Annotated in this window: 17 protein-coding genes and 1 riboswitch; of the genes, 8 read left to right on the top strand and 9 right to left on the bottom strand. The window is 65.1% G+C overall.

What is annotated here, in order from left to right:
• Positions 1-113: 113 nt before the first annotated feature.
• The 3 genes from SE92_RS18600 to SE92_RS18590 all read right to left on the bottom strand — a co-directional run bounded on the left by SE92_RS18600 (position 114) and on the right by SE92_RS18590 (position 2420).
• On the bottom strand, positions 114-974 hold the full coding sequence (locus SE92_RS18600; RefSeq protein ID WP_063197280.1) for a 23S rRNA (adenine(2030)-N(6))-methyltransferase RlmJ: 861 nt from the start codon (positions 972-974) through the stop codon (positions 114-116).
• A 159-nt stretch (positions 975-1133) separates the two neighbouring features.
• On the bottom strand, positions 1134-1838 hold the full coding sequence (locus SE92_RS18595) for a ribonuclease T2 family protein (RefSeq protein WP_063197279.1): 705 nt from the start codon (positions 1836-1838) through the stop codon (positions 1134-1136).
• A gap of 120 nt (positions 1839-1958) precedes the next feature.
• Positions 1959-2420, bottom strand: a complete 462-nt coding sequence (locus SE92_RS18590; protein ID WP_063197277.1) for a hypothetical protein — start codon at positions 2418-2420, stop codon at positions 1959-1961.
• A 186-nt stretch (positions 2421-2606) separates the two neighbouring features.
• Here SE92_RS18590 and SE92_RS18585 point away from each other — a divergent pair, with 186 nt between their 5' ends.
• On the top strand, positions 2607-2906 hold the full coding sequence (locus tag SE92_RS18585; RefSeq protein ID WP_063197275.1) for a hypothetical protein: 300 nt from the start codon (positions 2607-2609) through the stop codon (positions 2904-2906).
• Positions 2907-2950: 44 nt separating this feature from the next.
• Positions 2951-3478: a DUF3617 domain-containing protein gene (locus tag SE92_RS18580; RefSeq protein ID WP_063197273.1), complete on the top strand. Its 528-nt coding sequence runs from the start codon at positions 2951-2953 to the stop codon at positions 3476-3478.
• Positions 3479-3592: 114 nt separating this feature from the next.
• On the opposite strand, the gene SE92_RS18575 is transcribed toward SE92_RS18580, so the two are convergent.
• The 3 genes from SE92_RS18575 to SE92_RS18565 are packed head-to-tail and all read right to left on the bottom strand — an operon-like array spanning position 3593 to position 6268.
• Positions 3593-4981 (bottom strand): ATP-binding protein, encoded by a 1389-nt coding sequence (locus SE92_RS18575; protein ID WP_063197271.1) that lies wholly within the window; start codon positions 4979-4981, stop codon positions 3593-3595.
• Positions 4982-5000: 19 nt separating this feature from the next.
• On the bottom strand, positions 5001-5732 hold the full coding sequence (locus SE92_RS18570; protein WP_063197269.1) for a response regulator: 732 nt from the start codon (positions 5730-5732) through the stop codon (positions 5001-5003).
• Positions 5729-6268, bottom strand: a complete 540-nt coding sequence (locus tag SE92_RS18565) for a MarR family winged helix-turn-helix transcriptional regulator (protein ID WP_063197267.1) — start codon at positions 6266-6268, stop codon at positions 5729-5731. The genes SE92_RS18570 and SE92_RS18565 overlap by 4 nt, the downstream gene beginning before the upstream one ends.
• 338 nt (positions 6269-6606) lie before the next feature.
• Between SE92_RS18565 and SE92_RS18560 the strand changes: the two genes are divergently transcribed.
• The 5 genes from SE92_RS18560 (at position 6607) to SE92_RS18540 (ending at position 10825) form a co-directional block, all read left to right on the top strand.
• Entirely contained in the window at positions 6607-7689 is a 1083-nt protein-coding gene (locus tag SE92_RS18560) for a branched-chain amino acid aminotransferase (RefSeq protein ID WP_063197265.1), read from the top strand.
• A gap of 137 nt (positions 7690-7826) precedes the next feature.
• Positions 7827-8351: a YegJ family protein gene (locus tag SE92_RS18555; RefSeq protein ID WP_063197263.1), complete on the top strand. Its 525-nt coding sequence runs from the start codon at positions 7827-7829 to the stop codon at positions 8349-8351.
• A 40-nt stretch (positions 8352-8391) separates the two neighbouring features.
• Positions 8392-9912, top strand: coding sequence for a histidine--tRNA ligase (gene hisS / locus SE92_RS18550; protein ID WP_063197261.1), 1521 nt, complete (start codon positions 8392-8394; stop codon positions 9910-9912).
• A gap of 120 nt (positions 9913-10032) precedes the next feature.
• On the top strand, positions 10033-10236 hold the full coding sequence (locus tag SE92_RS18545) for a tautomerase family protein (protein ID WP_008144861.1): 204 nt from the start codon (positions 10033-10035) through the stop codon (positions 10234-10236).
• 196 nt (positions 10237-10432) lie between these two features.
• Entirely contained in the window at positions 10433-10825 is a 393-nt protein-coding gene (locus tag SE92_RS18540) for a thioesterase family protein (protein ID WP_063197258.1), read from the top strand.
• A 3-nt stretch (positions 10826-10828) separates the two neighbouring features.
• Here the strand turns inward: SE92_RS18540 and proC are convergent, their stop codons facing one another.
• Both proC and SE92_RS18530 read right to left on the bottom strand, forming a co-directional pair.
• Positions 10829-11653 (bottom strand): pyrroline-5-carboxylate reductase, encoded by an 825-nt coding sequence (gene proC / locus SE92_RS18535; protein WP_063197256.1) that lies wholly within the window; start codon positions 11651-11653, stop codon positions 10829-10831.
• A 198-nt stretch (positions 11654-11851) separates the two neighbouring features.
• Positions 11852-12352, bottom strand: a complete 501-nt coding sequence (locus SE92_RS18530) for a type III secretion system chaperone family protein (RefSeq protein ID WP_063197254.1) — start codon at positions 12350-12352, stop codon at positions 11852-11854.
• A 451-nt stretch (positions 12353-12803) separates the two neighbouring features.
• Positions 12804-12963, top strand: a riboswitch (FMN riboswitch).
• Between the two features lie 77 nt (positions 12964-13040).
• Between SE92_RS18530 and SE92_RS18525 the strand changes: the two genes are divergently transcribed.
• Positions 13041-13613, top strand: coding sequence for a 6,7-dimethyl-8-ribityllumazine synthase (locus SE92_RS18525; RefSeq protein ID WP_063203620.1), 573 nt, complete (start codon positions 13041-13043; stop codon positions 13611-13613).
• Between the two features lie 112 nt (positions 13614-13725).
• Here the strand turns inward: SE92_RS18525 and SE92_RS18520 are convergent, their stop codons facing one another.
• A complete protein-coding gene (locus tag SE92_RS18520) occupies positions 13726-14679 on the bottom strand; it encodes a ribose-phosphate pyrophosphokinase (protein ID WP_063203619.1) in 954 nt (317 codons plus the stop codon).
• Positions 14680-14777 lie beyond the last annotated feature (98 nt).

The following is a 14777-nucleotide window of genomic DNA, read 5'->3' as shown; positions in this document are numbered from 1 at the left end:
CGCGGAAGCGGAACGTAAAGCCAGTCACGGAAACAGCATAATACGGTTCTCTGCAGATTGACTACCGCTCCTGCATATTTTTCCCAAGAATGCCGGAGTGTTACGGCCTCTCTTCAGGGCTTGGGGATCTCTAATCGGAATCTGGCAGCGCCGCCCTGGCCGAGCGGCATTTCCAGCTCGGGCAGGATCGTTTTGAGCTCGCCCTGCAGCGTGTAGGGCGGATTGACGATCAGGAGCCCGGTCGAGGCGAGAGCCCCGCCATCGAGTTGGGGCGCGACGCTGAATTCCAGCCGCAGACATTTTCCCGGTGGTTTTGCTGCAGCTGCGAGCCGCGCCACCGTTTGGGCCAGCAGGTCGGTGGCACGGCGGTTCTTGGCCGGATACCAAATCAGGTAGATGCCGGTCGGCCATTTCGCGAAGGCCGTCGAGAAGGCTTCGCCCAGTCGCTCGAACTCGTCCTTGGCCTCGAAGGGCGGATCGATCAGCACGAGGCCGCGCCGCTCTTTTGGCGGCACGAAGGCCGGCAGCGCCACCCAACCGTCGAGGTCGACCACGCGGGCCTGTTCGTCGCGGCGCAGTACGCCGATCAGCGCCTTTCGCGCCTTCGGCTCGAGTTCGCAGGCGACGAGCCGGTCCTGCGGCCTGAGCAGGCCGCGCGCGATCAACGGCGAGCCCGGATAGGCCTTGAGCTCACCCTTCGGATTGAAGGCGCGGACGATGTCGAGATAGGGCTTGGCCAGCGCCGCGCTCTCGTTCGACAGGCGAGCCTGCATCAGTCGCGCGATGCCGGTCAGCCATTCGCCGCTCCGGCGCGCCTCGTCGCTGTCGAGGTCGTAGAGGCCGGCCCCGGCATGGGTGTCGATGACGCGGAACGCGCCCGGCTTGTCCTGCAGATAGGTGATGATGCGCGCCAGCACGATGTGCTTGATGACATCGGCGAAGCTGCCGGCATGGAAGGCGTGGCGGTAATTCATGGAGCTGAGTTACGACATCGCGCGCCGAAAGTAACGGCCGTCATTCCGGGGCGGTGCGTCAGCACCGAACCCGGAATCCATTTCGCTACCGGCAATGCGGATAGATGGATTCCGGGTTCGCGCTACGCGCGCCCCGGAATGACGGTCTAAGAATCGGGCCTAACCGCCCCTGATCGGCGGCATCGTCACCTGGTCGCGGCGGCAGGCGCGGCGGTCGGTTTCCTCGCAGGCGCGGAATTGCAGGTCCTTGCTGAGGCAGATGCGGACCTCGGAGAGCCGGGTGCGGTTGCAAGTGACCGAGATGGCGGTGCTGCTCAGACCCGGATTGGCCTTGATGAAGGCCTCCTCGACCTCCGCCGGCGCCACGGTCTTGGCCTGCGACAGATCGAGATATTCGGCTGGAATCTTGATCGCGGCGCGCGCCTTGCGGATCGTCTCGAAATAGCTGCGGCCTTCAAGGCCGGAGCAGGTGCCGTGCTTGTCCCATTCGTTGAAGATCAGGCCCGGCGCCGGCATCAGATCGAGCATCGAGGAGACGATGCTGCGGTTCAGCCGCGGCGCGGGACGCTGGCAATATTCCGGAAAGCCGTTCTCATATTGCGGCCACAGTCCGTGCACCACGAAGGCGTAGGGCCGTCCGCCGCACTGGATCTGCGAGCGGCCGCCGCGCTCGGCCGCCTCCTCGCAGAACGAGGGCGACCACGACAGCGACATCACATAGAAGTCGAATTCGCCCGGCGCGTTCTGCCGCTTGTCCTGGGCCTTTGCGTCACCGGCGAACGAGGCCAGGCCGGCGGCAAGGATCAAGGAAAGGGCCAGCGAGATCACCAGGCGGGAGAACGAATGCAATCTGGAATGAAACATGGCAACGCCCCTCAACTAGACTGTGCACGGCAGCCTAGCAGTCGACAAGAACATTTCAAGAACAAAATTCAGGGGGTGGTCATTCGGCGCCCCGAGCGATCCGAATCAGGGCTTCCCTGATCAGGGCTTGGCGGCGCGGCAGGCCGGATTATAGGCCCAGTTGCGGTCAACCCCGACCACGCACCACTCGACACCGTTGCCGTAGCCGGCGAAGCCACCATCCTCGATCAGCGAGTAATGCACCTTACGGACCTTGCCGTCCGTGAGCATGGCGTCAGCGCTGCAATAGCGGCGCGGAATGTTGTCGGACTGCCAGGGCCGGAACGCGGTCTCGCGAACGGCGGCGAAGCCGGTGATCTTCAAAGAAGAATTCCAGAACGTGCTTTCCTTTTCCCAGAACTGGGTGGCGATCGTCGGCAGCGCTCGTTCGCAATCGGCGACGGTGCCGTCATAGCGCGGTCCGCTCAGCCAGAAGTTCAGCTCCAGTGGATTGGCGGCCCTGGCCTCGCCGAGCGACAGCGCCCCGAACATGAGGCCGAGCAAAGCGGCAAAGCGGAGCGATTTCTGGGAGGGGGCGCGCATGGTCAATCCGGACTGCTGAAGTCTTTGCGAAGGCTGGACGGTGCCGCGAAGGCCGGGGGAGGTCAAGTGCAGCGCGGCAACACTTCGCCAGGAGTTGACCACAACGTCGCACTCAGAAGGGCTTCGGTTCTTTTCACTTCCGTCCCGGCACCGTAGACTGGCGGCCAGCCAATTGGAGTGACGGGAATGCGAATCATTGCGGCCGCGGGCCTTCTTGCCTGCCTGGTTGTCTCGGGCATGACGGCGAGCCAGCCGGCGCGCGCCGACTATGTGCCGCCGTTCAAGGGCAACGACACCGGCGGCATCATCGCCTATTCGATGGCGACCCAGGTCGATGCCCGGCAGGTCGCGGTCGATCACTGCGCGCGCTATGGCAAGGTGGTGAAATTCCTGGCGGTGCAGGGCTATGAGGGCGGTTACATCTCGTTCTCCTGCCGCTGGGTGCCTTATGGCGCCGCCGCCCAGCCGATCCGCACGCTCTACTGAGGCGTTCTCGTAACGCTTCGATCTCTCAGCCGGGAGCTTCTCGCATGACGCGCAAACTCGCTTTGCTCGGCTCGATGCTTTGCCTTGTGGCGGCGGGCGGCGCCAGCGCCGACGATCTGCCTGTGCGCAAGGCCGGCCTTTGGGAAATGAAGCTGGTCACATCAGGCTCGCCGGTGCCCGAGATGACCATGCAGCATTGCACGGACGAGACCGTCGACAAGCAGATGAACGACAACGTCTCCCCGATGGCCAAGCAGATCTGCTCCAAGCAGGAGATCAAGAAGACCGCAACCGGCTATGTCAGCGATTCCGAGTGCAGCGTCGCCGGCGTCAGCACGACGTCGCATGCCGAGATATCAGGCGATTTCAATTCGGCCTATACGGTGAAGACCTCCTCACACGCGCAAGGCGGCGCCGCCGGCGCTGCGGGGCGCGATACCACCATGACGCTGCAAGCCAAATGGCTGGGGGCCTGCAAGCCGGAACAGAAGCCCGGCGACATCGTGATGCCGGGCGGCTTCAAGATGAACGTGCGCGACATGGACAAGCTGAAAGCGCTGCTGCCGAAGTAAAACTTCGCGCGTTCGTAGCCCGGATGGAGCGCAGCGTAATCCGGGGCCTTGTATCGGTTGCGAAGAAAGAATCCCGGATTGCGCTGCGCTCCATCCGGGCTACGGCCAGCTCGGCTACACCGGAATCCGCACGCTCGCCCTCAATCCCCCCATCGGACTGTCGCCCAGCGTGATGTCGCCGCCGTGGGAGCGGGCGATGTCGCGGGCGATGGCGAGGCCAAGGCCCGTGCCGCCCTCGTCCTGGTTGCGAGCGTTGTCCAGCCGCAGGAACGGCTTGAACACTTCTTCGCGCAGATGCGTGGGAATGCCCGGCCCGTCGTCGTCGATCGTGACGGTCAAATAACGGTGATCGCGCTGGCCGGTGATGGCGATGCTCTTGCCGTAACGCGCCGCGTTGGTGACGAGGTTGGCGAGGCAGCGCTTGAACGACGCCGGTTTCACCGTCACGACGGGCAGGCCGTGGAAGGCAACGGTCGCGGTATGGCCATGGCGTTCGGCGTCGCCGCGCAGCTCCTCGAGCGCCTGCGCCATGTCGGTCGGCTGCGACTGCTCGCCGGAATCGCCGCGCGCAAAGGCGAGGTAATCTTCCAGCATCATCGACATCTCGTCGACGTCCTTGCGCATGCCCTCGAGCTCGGGGCTGTCGCCGATCAGCGCCAGCTCGAGCTTGAAGCGGGTCAGGATGGTGCGCAGATCGTGGCTGACGCCGGCGAGCATCGCGGTGCGCTGCTCCATGGTGCGCTCGATGCGCGACTTCATCTCGAGGAAGGCGACGGAGGCGCGCCGTACCTCGCGCGCGCCGCGCGGCCTGAAGTTCGGCGCCTCGCGGCCCTTGCCAAAACTTTCGGCAGCGTCGGCAAGGCGCAGGATCGGCTTGATCTGGTTGCGCAGGAACAGCACCGCGACGATCAGCAGGATCGACGACGTGCCGACCATCCAGAACAGGAAGATCTCCGAGTTCGAGGCATAGGCGGCGCTGCGCTGCGCGAACACCCGCATCACGGCATCGTCGAGCTGGATGCGGATCTCGACCAGATTGGAGCGGCCGACCGTATCGATCCAGAACGAGCGTCCGATCTGGCGGCCGAGCTGCACCGACAGCGTCTGGTCGAGCAGCGAGAAGAACGGCTTTGGTCCCGGCGGCGGCATGTCGCCGGCGGGCAGGAAGTCGACCACGAGGCCGAGGCGCTGCTGCGCGATGCGGCGGATCTCGGTGCGATCCTTGTCCTGCGGATAGCCCTTGTAGACGTCGATCAGCGCGGCGATGTCCTGCACCACCGCGGCGGACAATCTGCGCGTCACCGTGTTCCAGTGCCGCTCCATGAACACGAAGGCGACGACCGATTGCAGCACCACCATCGGCACGATCATGATGAGGAGCGCGCGGGCGTAGAGGCCGGTCGGCATCCAGCCCTTGAACGCATTGCCCATCCAGCCATTGACGGCGGAGACTCGGCCGGCGGCGCTCTTCAACAGCGTCAGGCCGGTATCGATCGTGCTCATCTGGCGCGCTTCACTTGATCTATGGCGAGGCCACCAGGCGGTAGCCGATGCCGCGCACCGCCTGGAGGAACAGCGGATTGGCGGGGTCTGTCTCGATCTTGCGCCGCAAGCGGTTGATCTGCACGTCGACGGCGCGCTCGTTGACGCTGCCATTGCCGGTCAGCGCACTGCGCGGCACGGTCTCGCCCGGCGTCTCCGAGAGAATGCGCAGCATCTCGCGCTCGCGGTCGGTGAGGTGGATGACCTCCTCGCCTTGGCGCAGCTCCCCGCGGTCGAGATGGTAGATGTAGGGACCGAAGGCGATCTTCTCGATCGTCGCGGCCTGCGGCGGCGGGGCGGCGCGCTTGAGGATGTTGTTGATGCGCAACGCCAGCTCGCGCGGCTCGAACGGTTTGGCCACGTAGTCGTCGGCGCCGATCTGCAGGCCCTCGATGCGGGCCTCAGCTTCATGGCGCGCCGTCAGCATCACGATCGGCACCGAGGAGGAGGTCCGGATGAAGCGGGCGAGATCGAAGCCGGTCTCGCCGGGCATCATCACGTCGAGGATCAAGAGGTCGAAATGCAGACCCAGCAATTTCGACCGTGCATCGCCGGCGCTTGCGGCGGTGGTGACGCGGTAGCCCTCTGCCGCGAGGAAGCGCGAGAGCAGATCGCGGATGCGGCGGTCGTCGTCGACGAGCAGCAGATGCGGCGCGTCGTCGGCCGGGCGCGCCGGCGGGCGGGCGAGAGTGGCAGCGAGCGGCACGGTCACTCCTTGGCGTTGTTGACGGAAGCGAAGATCGTCTCGAGCACCTTGTCCGGATCGTCCCGATCGATCATCGCACGGAGGAAACGCTTGACCGTCTCGGCATCCTGCGGGCTCATCTCGGCGAGCGCCTTGGTGATCCGCGTGGTCTGCAGACCGGCCAGCTTCTGCACCAGAGTTTCGCCTTTCGGCGTCGCGTAGAGCAGGCGCTGGCGGCGGTCGTTGTCGCCGGTCTTCTGCACGATGTAGCCCTCGTCCAGGAGCTGCTTGAGCACACGGCCGAGCGACTGCTTGGTGATGCGCAGGACATCGAGCAAATCAGCGACCTTGAGGCCGGGATAGCGGTAGACGAAGTGCATGACCCGGTGATGGGCCCGGCCGAAGCCGAAAGCCTCCAGCTCCTGGTCGGGATCGCCGACGAAGTCGCGATAGGCGAAGAACAGTAGCTCGATGATATCCCAGCGCAAATTGCCTCCATCGTCTGCGGCCGGCCTGGGCTCGGCGGCGTCGTGAGAGGAAGTCGCGAAATTTATGTCAGGCATATTGACGTATCTTGGGTTCAATGTTACAAAACGATCGACCCGCACGAAACTTTAGATCGTTTCGCGGCGGGCGGCGTCGAAGCAAGGACGGCGGAAAGAGCCGGACAGGCGACGACGGCCGGAGCAGGTCTACCGTGCGATTGTCGAGCGGCATTTCGGCAAAACATACTGGACTTCCGCGTTCCGCAAAAGCATGTCCTCGGCGACATGCTGGCCACGGGAAACCGGCCGTAACAAGGCTGGCGGTGGTTCAGCCAGACACCTAATGAAGCCAGCCGGCCCAAAACAGGGCGGCCGGTGCCAGAACAGCGCCGATACCGGCAGCGGGAGCCAAGGACATGAGCATGACATTCGACATCCAGCCCGCATCCAATCCGACTCCCGAAAAGGACCGCGTCGCCAAGCTGGTGGACCCCGGCTTCGGGCGGGTCTTCACCGATCACATGGCGATCGTCCGCTACAACCAGGCCAAGGGCGGCTGGTACGAGGCGAAGATCGAGGCGCGCGCCAACTTCCAGATGGATCCGGCCGGCGCCGTCCTGCACTACGCGCAGGAGATCTTTGAGGGTCTGAAAGCCTACAAGCGCGACGACGGCGGTGTGAACCTGTTCCGCCCCGACGCCAATGCGCGGCGCTTCAGGGATTCGGCGGATCGCATGGCGATGGCGCAGTTGCCCGAGGACGTCTTCATCGAGGCGGTCGAGCAGGTTGTGCGCATCGACCGCGCCTGGATGCCGGGCGGCGAGGGCAGCCTTTACCTGCGCCCCTTCATGATCGCGAGCGAGACCTTCCTCGGCGTCAAGCCGTCGTCCGAATACATTTTTGCGGTGATCGCCTCGCCTGTCGGCTCGTACTTCAAGGGCGGGCCCGCGCCGGTCTCGATCTGGGTGTCGGAGAATTACACGCGCGCAGCGGTCGGCGGCACTGGTGCCGTCAAATGCGGCGGCAATTACGCCGCGAGCCTGCGCGCGCAGGCCGAGGCGATGCAGCACGGCTGCGATCAGGTCGTCTTCCTCGACGCGATCGAGCGCCGCTATATCGAGGAGCTCGGCGGCATGAACGTCTTTTTCGTGTTCGACGACGGCTCCTTGCTCACGCCGCCGCTCGGCACCATCCTGCCCGGTATCACCCGCGATTCCATCATCGCGCTGGCCAAGGATGCCGGCAAGACGGTGCGCGAGGAGCCGTATTCGCTCGACCAGTGGCGCAAGGATGCAGCCTCAGGCAAGCTCAAGGAAGCATTTGCCTGCGGCACGGCGGCCGTGATCTCGCCGATCGGCAAGGTGCGTTCGGTCAGCGGCGACTTCGAGATCTCTGGCGGCGTTGCCGGCCCGGTCGCCATGGGCCTGCGCAAGCAGCTCGTCGATATCCAGTACGGCCGCACCAACGATCCGCACAACTGGATCCGCAAGGTGTTTTGATCCGCAGCGACAACGTTTTCCCTCTCTCACGAGGAGAGGGGAAACGCGCAATGCCAGTGGCTTTTCGTGCACTGAACGCATCGCCATAACTCCGCGACAAAGCCAGAACACATCACGTCGTCCTGGATATCGCGATCATGGCAACAAGGCTCTCCCAGCCCCTGAAATGGATCGTTCTCGTCGGCATCACCGGTGCTTGCGTGCTCGGCATCCTGACCATCAGCCCTCCGCCCGAGGTTTCGGCCGAAGACCGATCCCCCGTCATTGACGTGCGGACCGCCGATCCCGAGATGAATGCTGCGATCGCGCGCGCCCGTAGCTCGCTTGTCACCTTCTGGGCCTCCTATGACGCGCCAAAGCCGTCGGAGACCGGACATTCCCTCAAGGTGCACTTTTCCACCCGCAAGGGCGGGGAGCACATCTGGATCGCCGAGGTGAAGAAGCTGCCCAGCGGCAGCTATTCCGGCCGGTTCGCCAACGAGCCGCGCGACCTCCCAGGCAGGCGGGCAGGCGAGGAGGTGAAGTTCGCCGAGGCCGACATCTCAGACTGGATGTTCATGCGCAACGGCAAGATCGTCGGCGGCGAAACCATCAAGCCACTGCTCAAATCCATGCCGAAAGCCGATGCCGACGCGCTCCGGGCGCGGATGGAGCAGCCGTAGGGCAGTTGCCGCCTCGCGCCCCGGCTGGTAAACGCCGCGCATGGCCGAGAAACCCAAAAAACCGCAGAAACTGAAGGCGCGCCTGCCGCGCGGACTCGAGGATCGCGACCCTGCCGCGATCCGGGCGACGCGCGAGATGGTCGAGAAGATCCGCGCCGTCTACGAGCTCTACGGCTTCGAGCCGGTGGAGACACCGGCGATGGAATACACCGACGCGCTCGGCAAATTCCTGCCCGATCAGGACCGTCCGAACGAGGGCGTGTTCTCGTTCCAGGACGACGACGAGCAGTGGATCAGCCTGCGCTACGATCTGACAGCGCCGCTCGCCCGCTATGTCGGCGAGCGCTACGGCACCGACGCGCTCGTCCTGCCCTATCGCAGCTACCGTGTCGGCTATGTCTTCCGCAACGAAAAGCCCGGTCCCGGCCGCTTCCGCCAGTTCATGCAGTTCGACGCCGACACGGTGGGCTCGGCGACGCCGGCGGCGGACGCCGAGATCTGCATGATGGCCGCGGACACGATGGAAGCGCTCGGCATCGCGCGCGGTTCCTATGTCGTGAAGGTCAACAACCGCAAAGTGCTCGACGGCGTTCTGGAATCCATCGGGCTCGGTGGCGACGAGAACGCCGCGCGCAGGCTGACCGTGCTGCGCGCGATCGACAAGCTCGACAAATTCTCCGCCGACGAAGTGCGCAAGCTGCTCGGCCCCGGACGCTGGGATGGCGGCGAGGAAGGCAAGGGCGACTTCACCAAGGGCGCCAATCTCAGCGAAGCGGATGCTGACGTCGTTCTCGCCATCACCAAGCCACGCGAGGATTGGAAAGAGGCCATTGCCGCGGCGGAAACCTATCTCGCCAAGAGCCAGGTCGGTCAGGCCGGCGTGAGCGAGCTGGAAGAGATTGCAAAGCTGGTCACGGCGTCGGGCTATGGTGCGGATCGCATCAAGATCGATCCGTCCGTCGTGCGCGGCCTCGAATATTACACCGGCCCGGTCTACGAGGTCGAACTGCTGCTCGAGACCAAGGACGAGAAGGGCCGCCCGGTGCGGTTCGGCTCGGTCGGCGGCGGTGGTCGTTACGATGGCCTCGTCTCGCGCTTCCGCGGCGAGCCGGTGCCGGCGACTGGATTCTCGATCGGCGTGTCGCGCCTCCAGGCCGCGTTGACCTTGCTCGGCAAGCTCGACACGCGGCCCGAATTCGGCCCCGTCGTCGTCACCGTGTTCGATCGCGACCGCGTCGCCGACTATCAGAAGATGGTGGCGTCCTTGCGCACCGCGGGCATCCGCGCCGAGCTCTATCTCGGCAATCCCAAGAACATGGGCAACCAGCTCAAATACGCCGACCGCCGCAACAGTCCCTGTGTGATCATCCAGGGCTCGGATGAAAAAGCGCGCGGCGAGCTGCAGATCAAGGACCTGATCGAAGGCGCCAAAGCGGCCGCCGCGATCGCCTCCAACCAGGAATGGCGCGAGAGCCGGCCGGCGCAGTTCTCGTGCAGCGAAGCCGATCTCGTCGCGAAAGTGCGCGAGGTCCTGGCCCGCCATGACGTGAGCTGGGGCTAGCTATTCACTGGCGTCGTCATGCTCGGGCTTGTCCCGGGCATCCACGTCTTGTTTGATAGCGAAGACCGTGGATGGCGGGGACGAGCCCGGCCATGACGGTGAGAGAAGAGGGAGAGAACGATGCCTGAGATCACCGTCAGCATGGCCGAGGGCCGCACCGACGAGCAGAAGGCCGGCATGATGCGCGACATCACGCAGGCGCTGGTGAAGAATCTCGGCGTCGACGCCGATGCCGTCGTCATCCAGATCAACGAAGCCCCGCTCCGCCACAAGATGAAGGGCGGCAAGACCTTCGTGGAGCGCGCGGCAGCGGCGAAGAAGTAGCCAGCGCTGGTGCGGCAATAACAGGTGTCGTCCCCGCCTAGTGCGCAATTGCGCACGGGCGCGGAGACCCATAACCACAGGGCGTGGTTATGGCGCGAGCTGGTAACTCCGAGCCTTCGCCAAACTCAGTCCTGTGGTTATGGGTCCCGGATCTGCGCTTCGCTTGTCCGGGACGACAGCGGAGTTTGAGGCCACCATGGACGCACGCGATTTCATCACCATCGGCATGAGCGCCGAGCGCACGCTGGTGGTCCCGGCGGAGCGCACGGTCGGGCATTTCGTGCCCGGCATGCCTTTTGTCTACGCGACGCCGATGATGATCCTGGAAATGGAGATGACCTCGGGCGATGCGATCCGCGCCGCGCTTCAGCCGGGCTGGGTCACCGTCGGCACCGAGGTCGATATTCGCCATCTCGCAGCAGCCCTGGTCGGCGCCACGGTGCGGACCACAGCGAAGGTCACCGCGGTGGAGCGCCGCGTCATCCGCTTCGAGGTCGAGGCGTTCGAGGGCACGCGCAAGCTCGGCGAAGGCCGCCATGCGCGCGGGCTCGTCAATGTCGAGATGTTCAACAAGCGGCTCGGGGCGTAGCGGTTACTTCGCCAATTCCTTCGACCGCTGCGTCGCCGCTGCGATCGCGCGGATCATCAGCTCGCGCAGGCCGGGTTCGCCCATGAGCACACTGAGCGCTGCGGCCGTGGTGCCGCCGGGCGAGGTGACGTTCTGGCGCAGCGTGGCGGAGGGAAGCTCCGACTGGTGCAGCAGCTCGCCGGAGCCCGCCACCGTTTCGCGGGCGAGCTTCGTTGCCAGCGCCTCGGGGAGCCCGGCCTCGACGCCGGCGCGCGCGAGCTCCTCGGCGAGCAGGAACACATAGGCCGGCCCCGAGCCGGAGACGGCCGTCACCGCGTCCATCAGGCCTTCATCCTCGACCCATTCGACCGAGCCCGTGGCGCGCAGCAGCGCATCGGCGATCGCGCGCTGCGCGGTGCTGACATTGCTCGCCGCGACGGCGACGGTGATGCCGCGGCCGATCGCGGCCGGCGTGTTCGGCATCGCGCGCACCACGGCGCCGCCGCAGACCTCCTGCAGCGAGGCGATCGTGGTTCCCGCCATGATCGAGACCACGGAGGTCTGGTCCGAGACGAACGCTTTCAGCCTCGCGCCAGCCTCGCGGAACATCTGCGGCTTCACCGCGACGACCAGCGTCTCGACCGGGCCGGCCGCTTTCACATCGGGATTGAGCGCGACGCCCTTGGCGGCAAGCGCGGTGATCTCAGGCGAGATGTGCGGATCGACTACCGCGACGCGGCGCGGGTCGAGCCCGCCCGCAAGCCATCCGGTCAACATCGCGCCGCCCATCTTGCCGGCGCCGGCGAGCAGGATGGTGCCGGTGATGTCTTGAAGGAGGTTGTTCGCCATTGCAGCCGCCATACACTCAGTGTCGTCCCCGCGAAAGCGGGGACACAGGCGGTTCTAGTGGATGCAGGTGTTGGCAACAAGTCGCGTGCCACAAGAGACATCACGCGGTCTGGGTCCCGGATCTTCGCTTCCGCCTTCGCTCTTCGAGCTACGGCGGACGTGTCGCTCGTCCGGGACGACAGAGAGGGGAGGCGAGCCTTACGCCTCTCCGACCGTGTCGAACATCGCCGCGTCCATCGCCTCGGTCGTGGTCTTGCCGGCCCACACCACGAATTGGAACGCGGGGAAATAGCGCTCGCAGGCGTGGATGGCGCCGGCGAGCATGGCTTCGCATTGCGCGGTCGAAGCGGTCAGCCCGCCCGGCAGCACCAGCGCCTGGCGATGCATCACCATGCCGGTGTTGGTCCACAGGTCGAAATGGCCGACCCACAGCTGCTCGTTGACGGCGGCGACGAGCCGCTGCACCTCGCCGCGCCGCGCGGACGGAATCTTCATGTCGAAAGCGCAGGCCAGATGCAGCGCCTCGATCTCGCCCATCCAGGTGAAGGAGAGCTGGTAGTCGGTCCATTGTCCCTTCGAGACAATCGTGAGTTCGTCTTCGCCGGAGCGTTCGAACGGCCAGTTGTTGCTGGCAGCGATATCCTCGACCACCGCGAGCGGATGGCTTTTGGAATCGATAGTGCCTTCGAGCAGGGACATGCCGTCTCGACCTCTTGCCTTCTTGTTGTCTTTGATACGCACACGGTTGGGCCCGGCGCACGCTCCCTAAACGTCGCTACGGCGTCCCCTCGGAGTCGCCTTTGCGATCTCCTCGGGGTCTTGCGATCCCTCGGATCAGCGCGGGCCTGTCGCGGATCAAGTGATGTGATTTGCGGAATCTGCGCAACGGGGTCCCGAGTCCGTCCACAAGCCAGGACTCGTTCGTCCACAGCTCATCTCCGCCACAATTCTTAACGCCGGGAGTCCTCGATCGAGATCGAGGAGAACAAACCGGAATCGGATCCGGCGAGGCGCCAATCGTTAATTCCGCGCGGCGAGGGCCGCTCCCACGGCGATGGCATGGGACCATGCGATTTGCCCATGCGGAACATACTTGCCGCGCCGGTCCGCCGGCTGCATATTTCCGGACAGGCCGTTCATTCCGGGCGGCCGATGTTCTCAGGGCGGGGTGAAAGTCCCCACCGGCGGTAAGGGCCGAAAGGCCTAAGCCCGCGAGCGCCTTCCGCGAGGGGGTATCCCGAACGGAAGGGTCAGCAGATTCGGTGCAACTCCGAAGCCGACGGTTAAAGTCCGGATGAAAGAGAACGGTCGGTGGCAGACGCATCGCAAGGTGCGGCTGTTTGTCGTTCCGTGTGCCCTGATTCTGGTCCTTGAACCGAGGAAAGCCATGAATCAGATGTTGCAAGACCCCCAAGCCGAAACTTCCAAAGCCGAAGTTGAAGTCCCCCAACCGCCGGTTCCGCAAGGACCTGCGACCGAGCACCCTCGCTTTGCCAAGCCGCAGCGGGTGGCTTTCGTGCAGGCCTGCTGGCACCGCGACGTGGTCGAGGAGGCCCGCATCGCCTTCATGAAGGAGGCCGAAGCGCGCCATCTCACCCATGTCGACGTGTTCGAGGTGCCGGGCTCGTTCGAGATCCCGCTGCATGCGCAGGTCCTCGCCAAGACGCGGCGCTACACCGCCATCGTCGCGGCCGGCCTCGTCGTCGACGGCGGCATCTATCGCCACGAGTTTGTCGCCGACACCGTGATCAAGGCGCTGATGGACGTGCAACTGCGCACCGAGGTGCCGGTGTTCTCGGCCGTGCTGACGCCGCAGCAATTCCACGAGACCGAGGTGCATTACGACTTCTTCCGCAGGCACTTTGCGATCAAGGGCGTCGAGGTCGCGGCTGCCTGTGCCGAGACGTTGCTCGGCCTGGAGCGCCTGCGCGGCCAGGTCGCGGCGGGGATCGTCGGGTAGGTCTGGTCATTCCGGGGCGCGCGCAGCGTGAACCCGGAATCCATTTGTCGAAACGGATCGCTGCAAGATGGATTCCGGGTTCGGCGCTACGCGCCGCCCCGGAACGACGGTGTCAGTCGAACAGGCTCGACACCGACTCTTCCGCCGCGGTGCGCGCGATCGCGTCCGAGATCAGGCTGGCGATCGGCAGTGTTCGGATGTTCGGCGCCTTGGTCACCGCCTCGGTCGGCAGGATCGAGTCGGTGATCACGAGCTCCTTCAGCTTGGAGTTCGTGATGCGGGCGGCCGCGCCGCCGGAGAGCACGCCGTGGGTGATGTAGGCGTAGACGTCCTTGGCGCCCTTGGCGATCAGCGCGTCGGCCGCGTTCACCAGCGTGCCGCCGGAGTCCACGATGTCGTCGATCAGGATGCAGGTGTATCCGGCGACGTCGCCGATCACGTTCATGACCTCGGACTCGCCCGCACGTTCGCGGCGCTTGTCGACGATCGCGAGCGGGGTGTTGATCCGCTTGGCAAGGCCGCGCGCGCGGGCCACGCCGCCGACGTCGGGCGAGATCACCATCGTCTTGGAGAGGTCGAACTTGTCCTTGATGTCGCGCACCATCAGCGGCGCGGCATAGAGGTTGTCGGTCGGGATGTCGAAGAAGCCCTGGATCTGGCCGGCGTGCAGGTCGAGCGTCATGACGCGGTCGACGCCGGCCTGCGTGATCAGATTGGCGACGAGCTTGGCCGAGATCGGCGTGCGCGAGCCCGATTTGCGGTCCTGCCGCGCGTAGCCGAAATAGGGCAGCACCGCGGTGATGCGGCGCGCCGAGGAGCGGCGCAGCGCGTCGGTGATGATCAGCAATTCCATCAGATGGTCGTTCGCCGGGAACGAGGTCGACTGGATGATGAAGGCATCCGAGCCGCGGACGTTTTCCTGGATCTCGACGAAGATCTCCATGTCGGCGAAGCGCCGAACCACCGCCTTGGTCAGCGGCAGGTCCAGGCCCTGCGCGATGGCTTGGGCGAGGGCCGGATTGGAGTTGCCGGCGACGAGCTTGATGGAGCCGTTCTTGCCCGACATGGATGCTTCCTCCCGCGCTTTGCTGGATACGACGTTCAACATCTCAGATCCCACTGGAAGCACGGTTACGACGGGCGAGGAAATATCAGGCCGAGGGC

The sequence above is a fragment of the Bradyrhizobium sp. AT1 genome, from assembly GCF_001590795.1.
Taxonomy (GTDB): Bacteria; Pseudomonadota; Alphaproteobacteria; order Rhizobiales; family Xanthobacteraceae; genus Bradyrhizobium.
The sequence above is the reverse complement of the archived record's forward strand: the minus strand, read 5'-3'. Positions and strand labels throughout refer to the sequence as shown.

Coding starts and splice junctions, on each gene's coding strand:
- SE92_RS18600 (WP_063197280.1), bottom strand. CDS start 974: ATGAATTACCGCCACGCCTTCCATGCCGGCAGCTTCGCCGATGTCATC.
- SE92_RS18595 (WP_063197279.1), bottom strand. CDS start 1,838: ATGTTTCATTCCAGATTGCATTCGTTCTCCCGCCTGGTGATCTCGCTG.
- SE92_RS18590 (WP_063197277.1), bottom strand. CDS start 2,420: ATGCGCGCCCCCTCCCAGAAATCGCTCCGCTTTGCCGCTTTGCTCGGC.
- SE92_RS18585 (WP_063197275.1), top strand. CDS start 2,607: ATGCGAATCATTGCGGCCGCGGGCCTTCTTGCCTGCCTGGTTGTCTCG.
- SE92_RS18580 (WP_063197273.1), top strand. CDS start 2,951: ATGACGCGCAAACTCGCTTTGCTCGGCTCGATGCTTTGCCTTGTGGCG.
- SE92_RS18575 (WP_063197271.1), bottom strand. CDS start 4,981: ATGAGCACGATCGATACCGGCCTGACGCTGTTGAAGAGCGCCGCCGGC.
- SE92_RS18565 (WP_063197267.1), bottom strand. CDS start 6,268: ATGCCTGACATAAATTTCGCGACTTCCTCTCACGACGCCGCCGAGCCC.
- SE92_RS18560 (WP_063197265.1), top strand. CDS start 6,607: ATGAGCATGACATTCGACATCCAGCCCGCATCCAATCCGACTCCCGAA.
- SE92_RS18555 (WP_063197263.1), top strand. CDS start 7,827: ATGGCAACAAGGCTCTCCCAGCCCCTGAAATGGATCGTTCTCGTCGGC.
- hisS (WP_063197261.1), top strand. CDS start 8,392: ATGGCCGAGAAACCCAAAAAACCGCAGAAACTGAAGGCGCGCCTGCCG.
- SE92_RS18545 (WP_008144861.1), top strand. CDS start 10,033: ATGCCTGAGATCACCGTCAGCATGGCCGAGGGCCGCACCGACGAGCAG.
- SE92_RS18540 (WP_063197258.1), top strand. CDS start 10,433: ATGGACGCACGCGATTTCATCACCATCGGCATGAGCGCCGAGCGCACG.
- proC (WP_063197256.1), bottom strand. CDS start 11,653: ATGGCGAACAACCTCCTTCAAGACATCACCGGCACCATCCTGCTCGCC.
- SE92_RS18530 (WP_063197254.1), bottom strand. CDS start 12,352: ATGTCCCTGCTCGAAGGCACTATCGATTCCAAAAGCCATCCGCTCGCG.
- SE92_RS18525 (WP_063203620.1), top strand. CDS start 13,041: ATGAATCAGATGTTGCAAGACCCCCAAGCCGAAACTTCCAAAGCCGAA.
- SE92_RS18520 (WP_063203619.1), bottom strand. CDS start 14,679: ATGTCGGGCAAGAACGGCTCCATCAAGCTCGTCGCCGGCAACTCCAAT.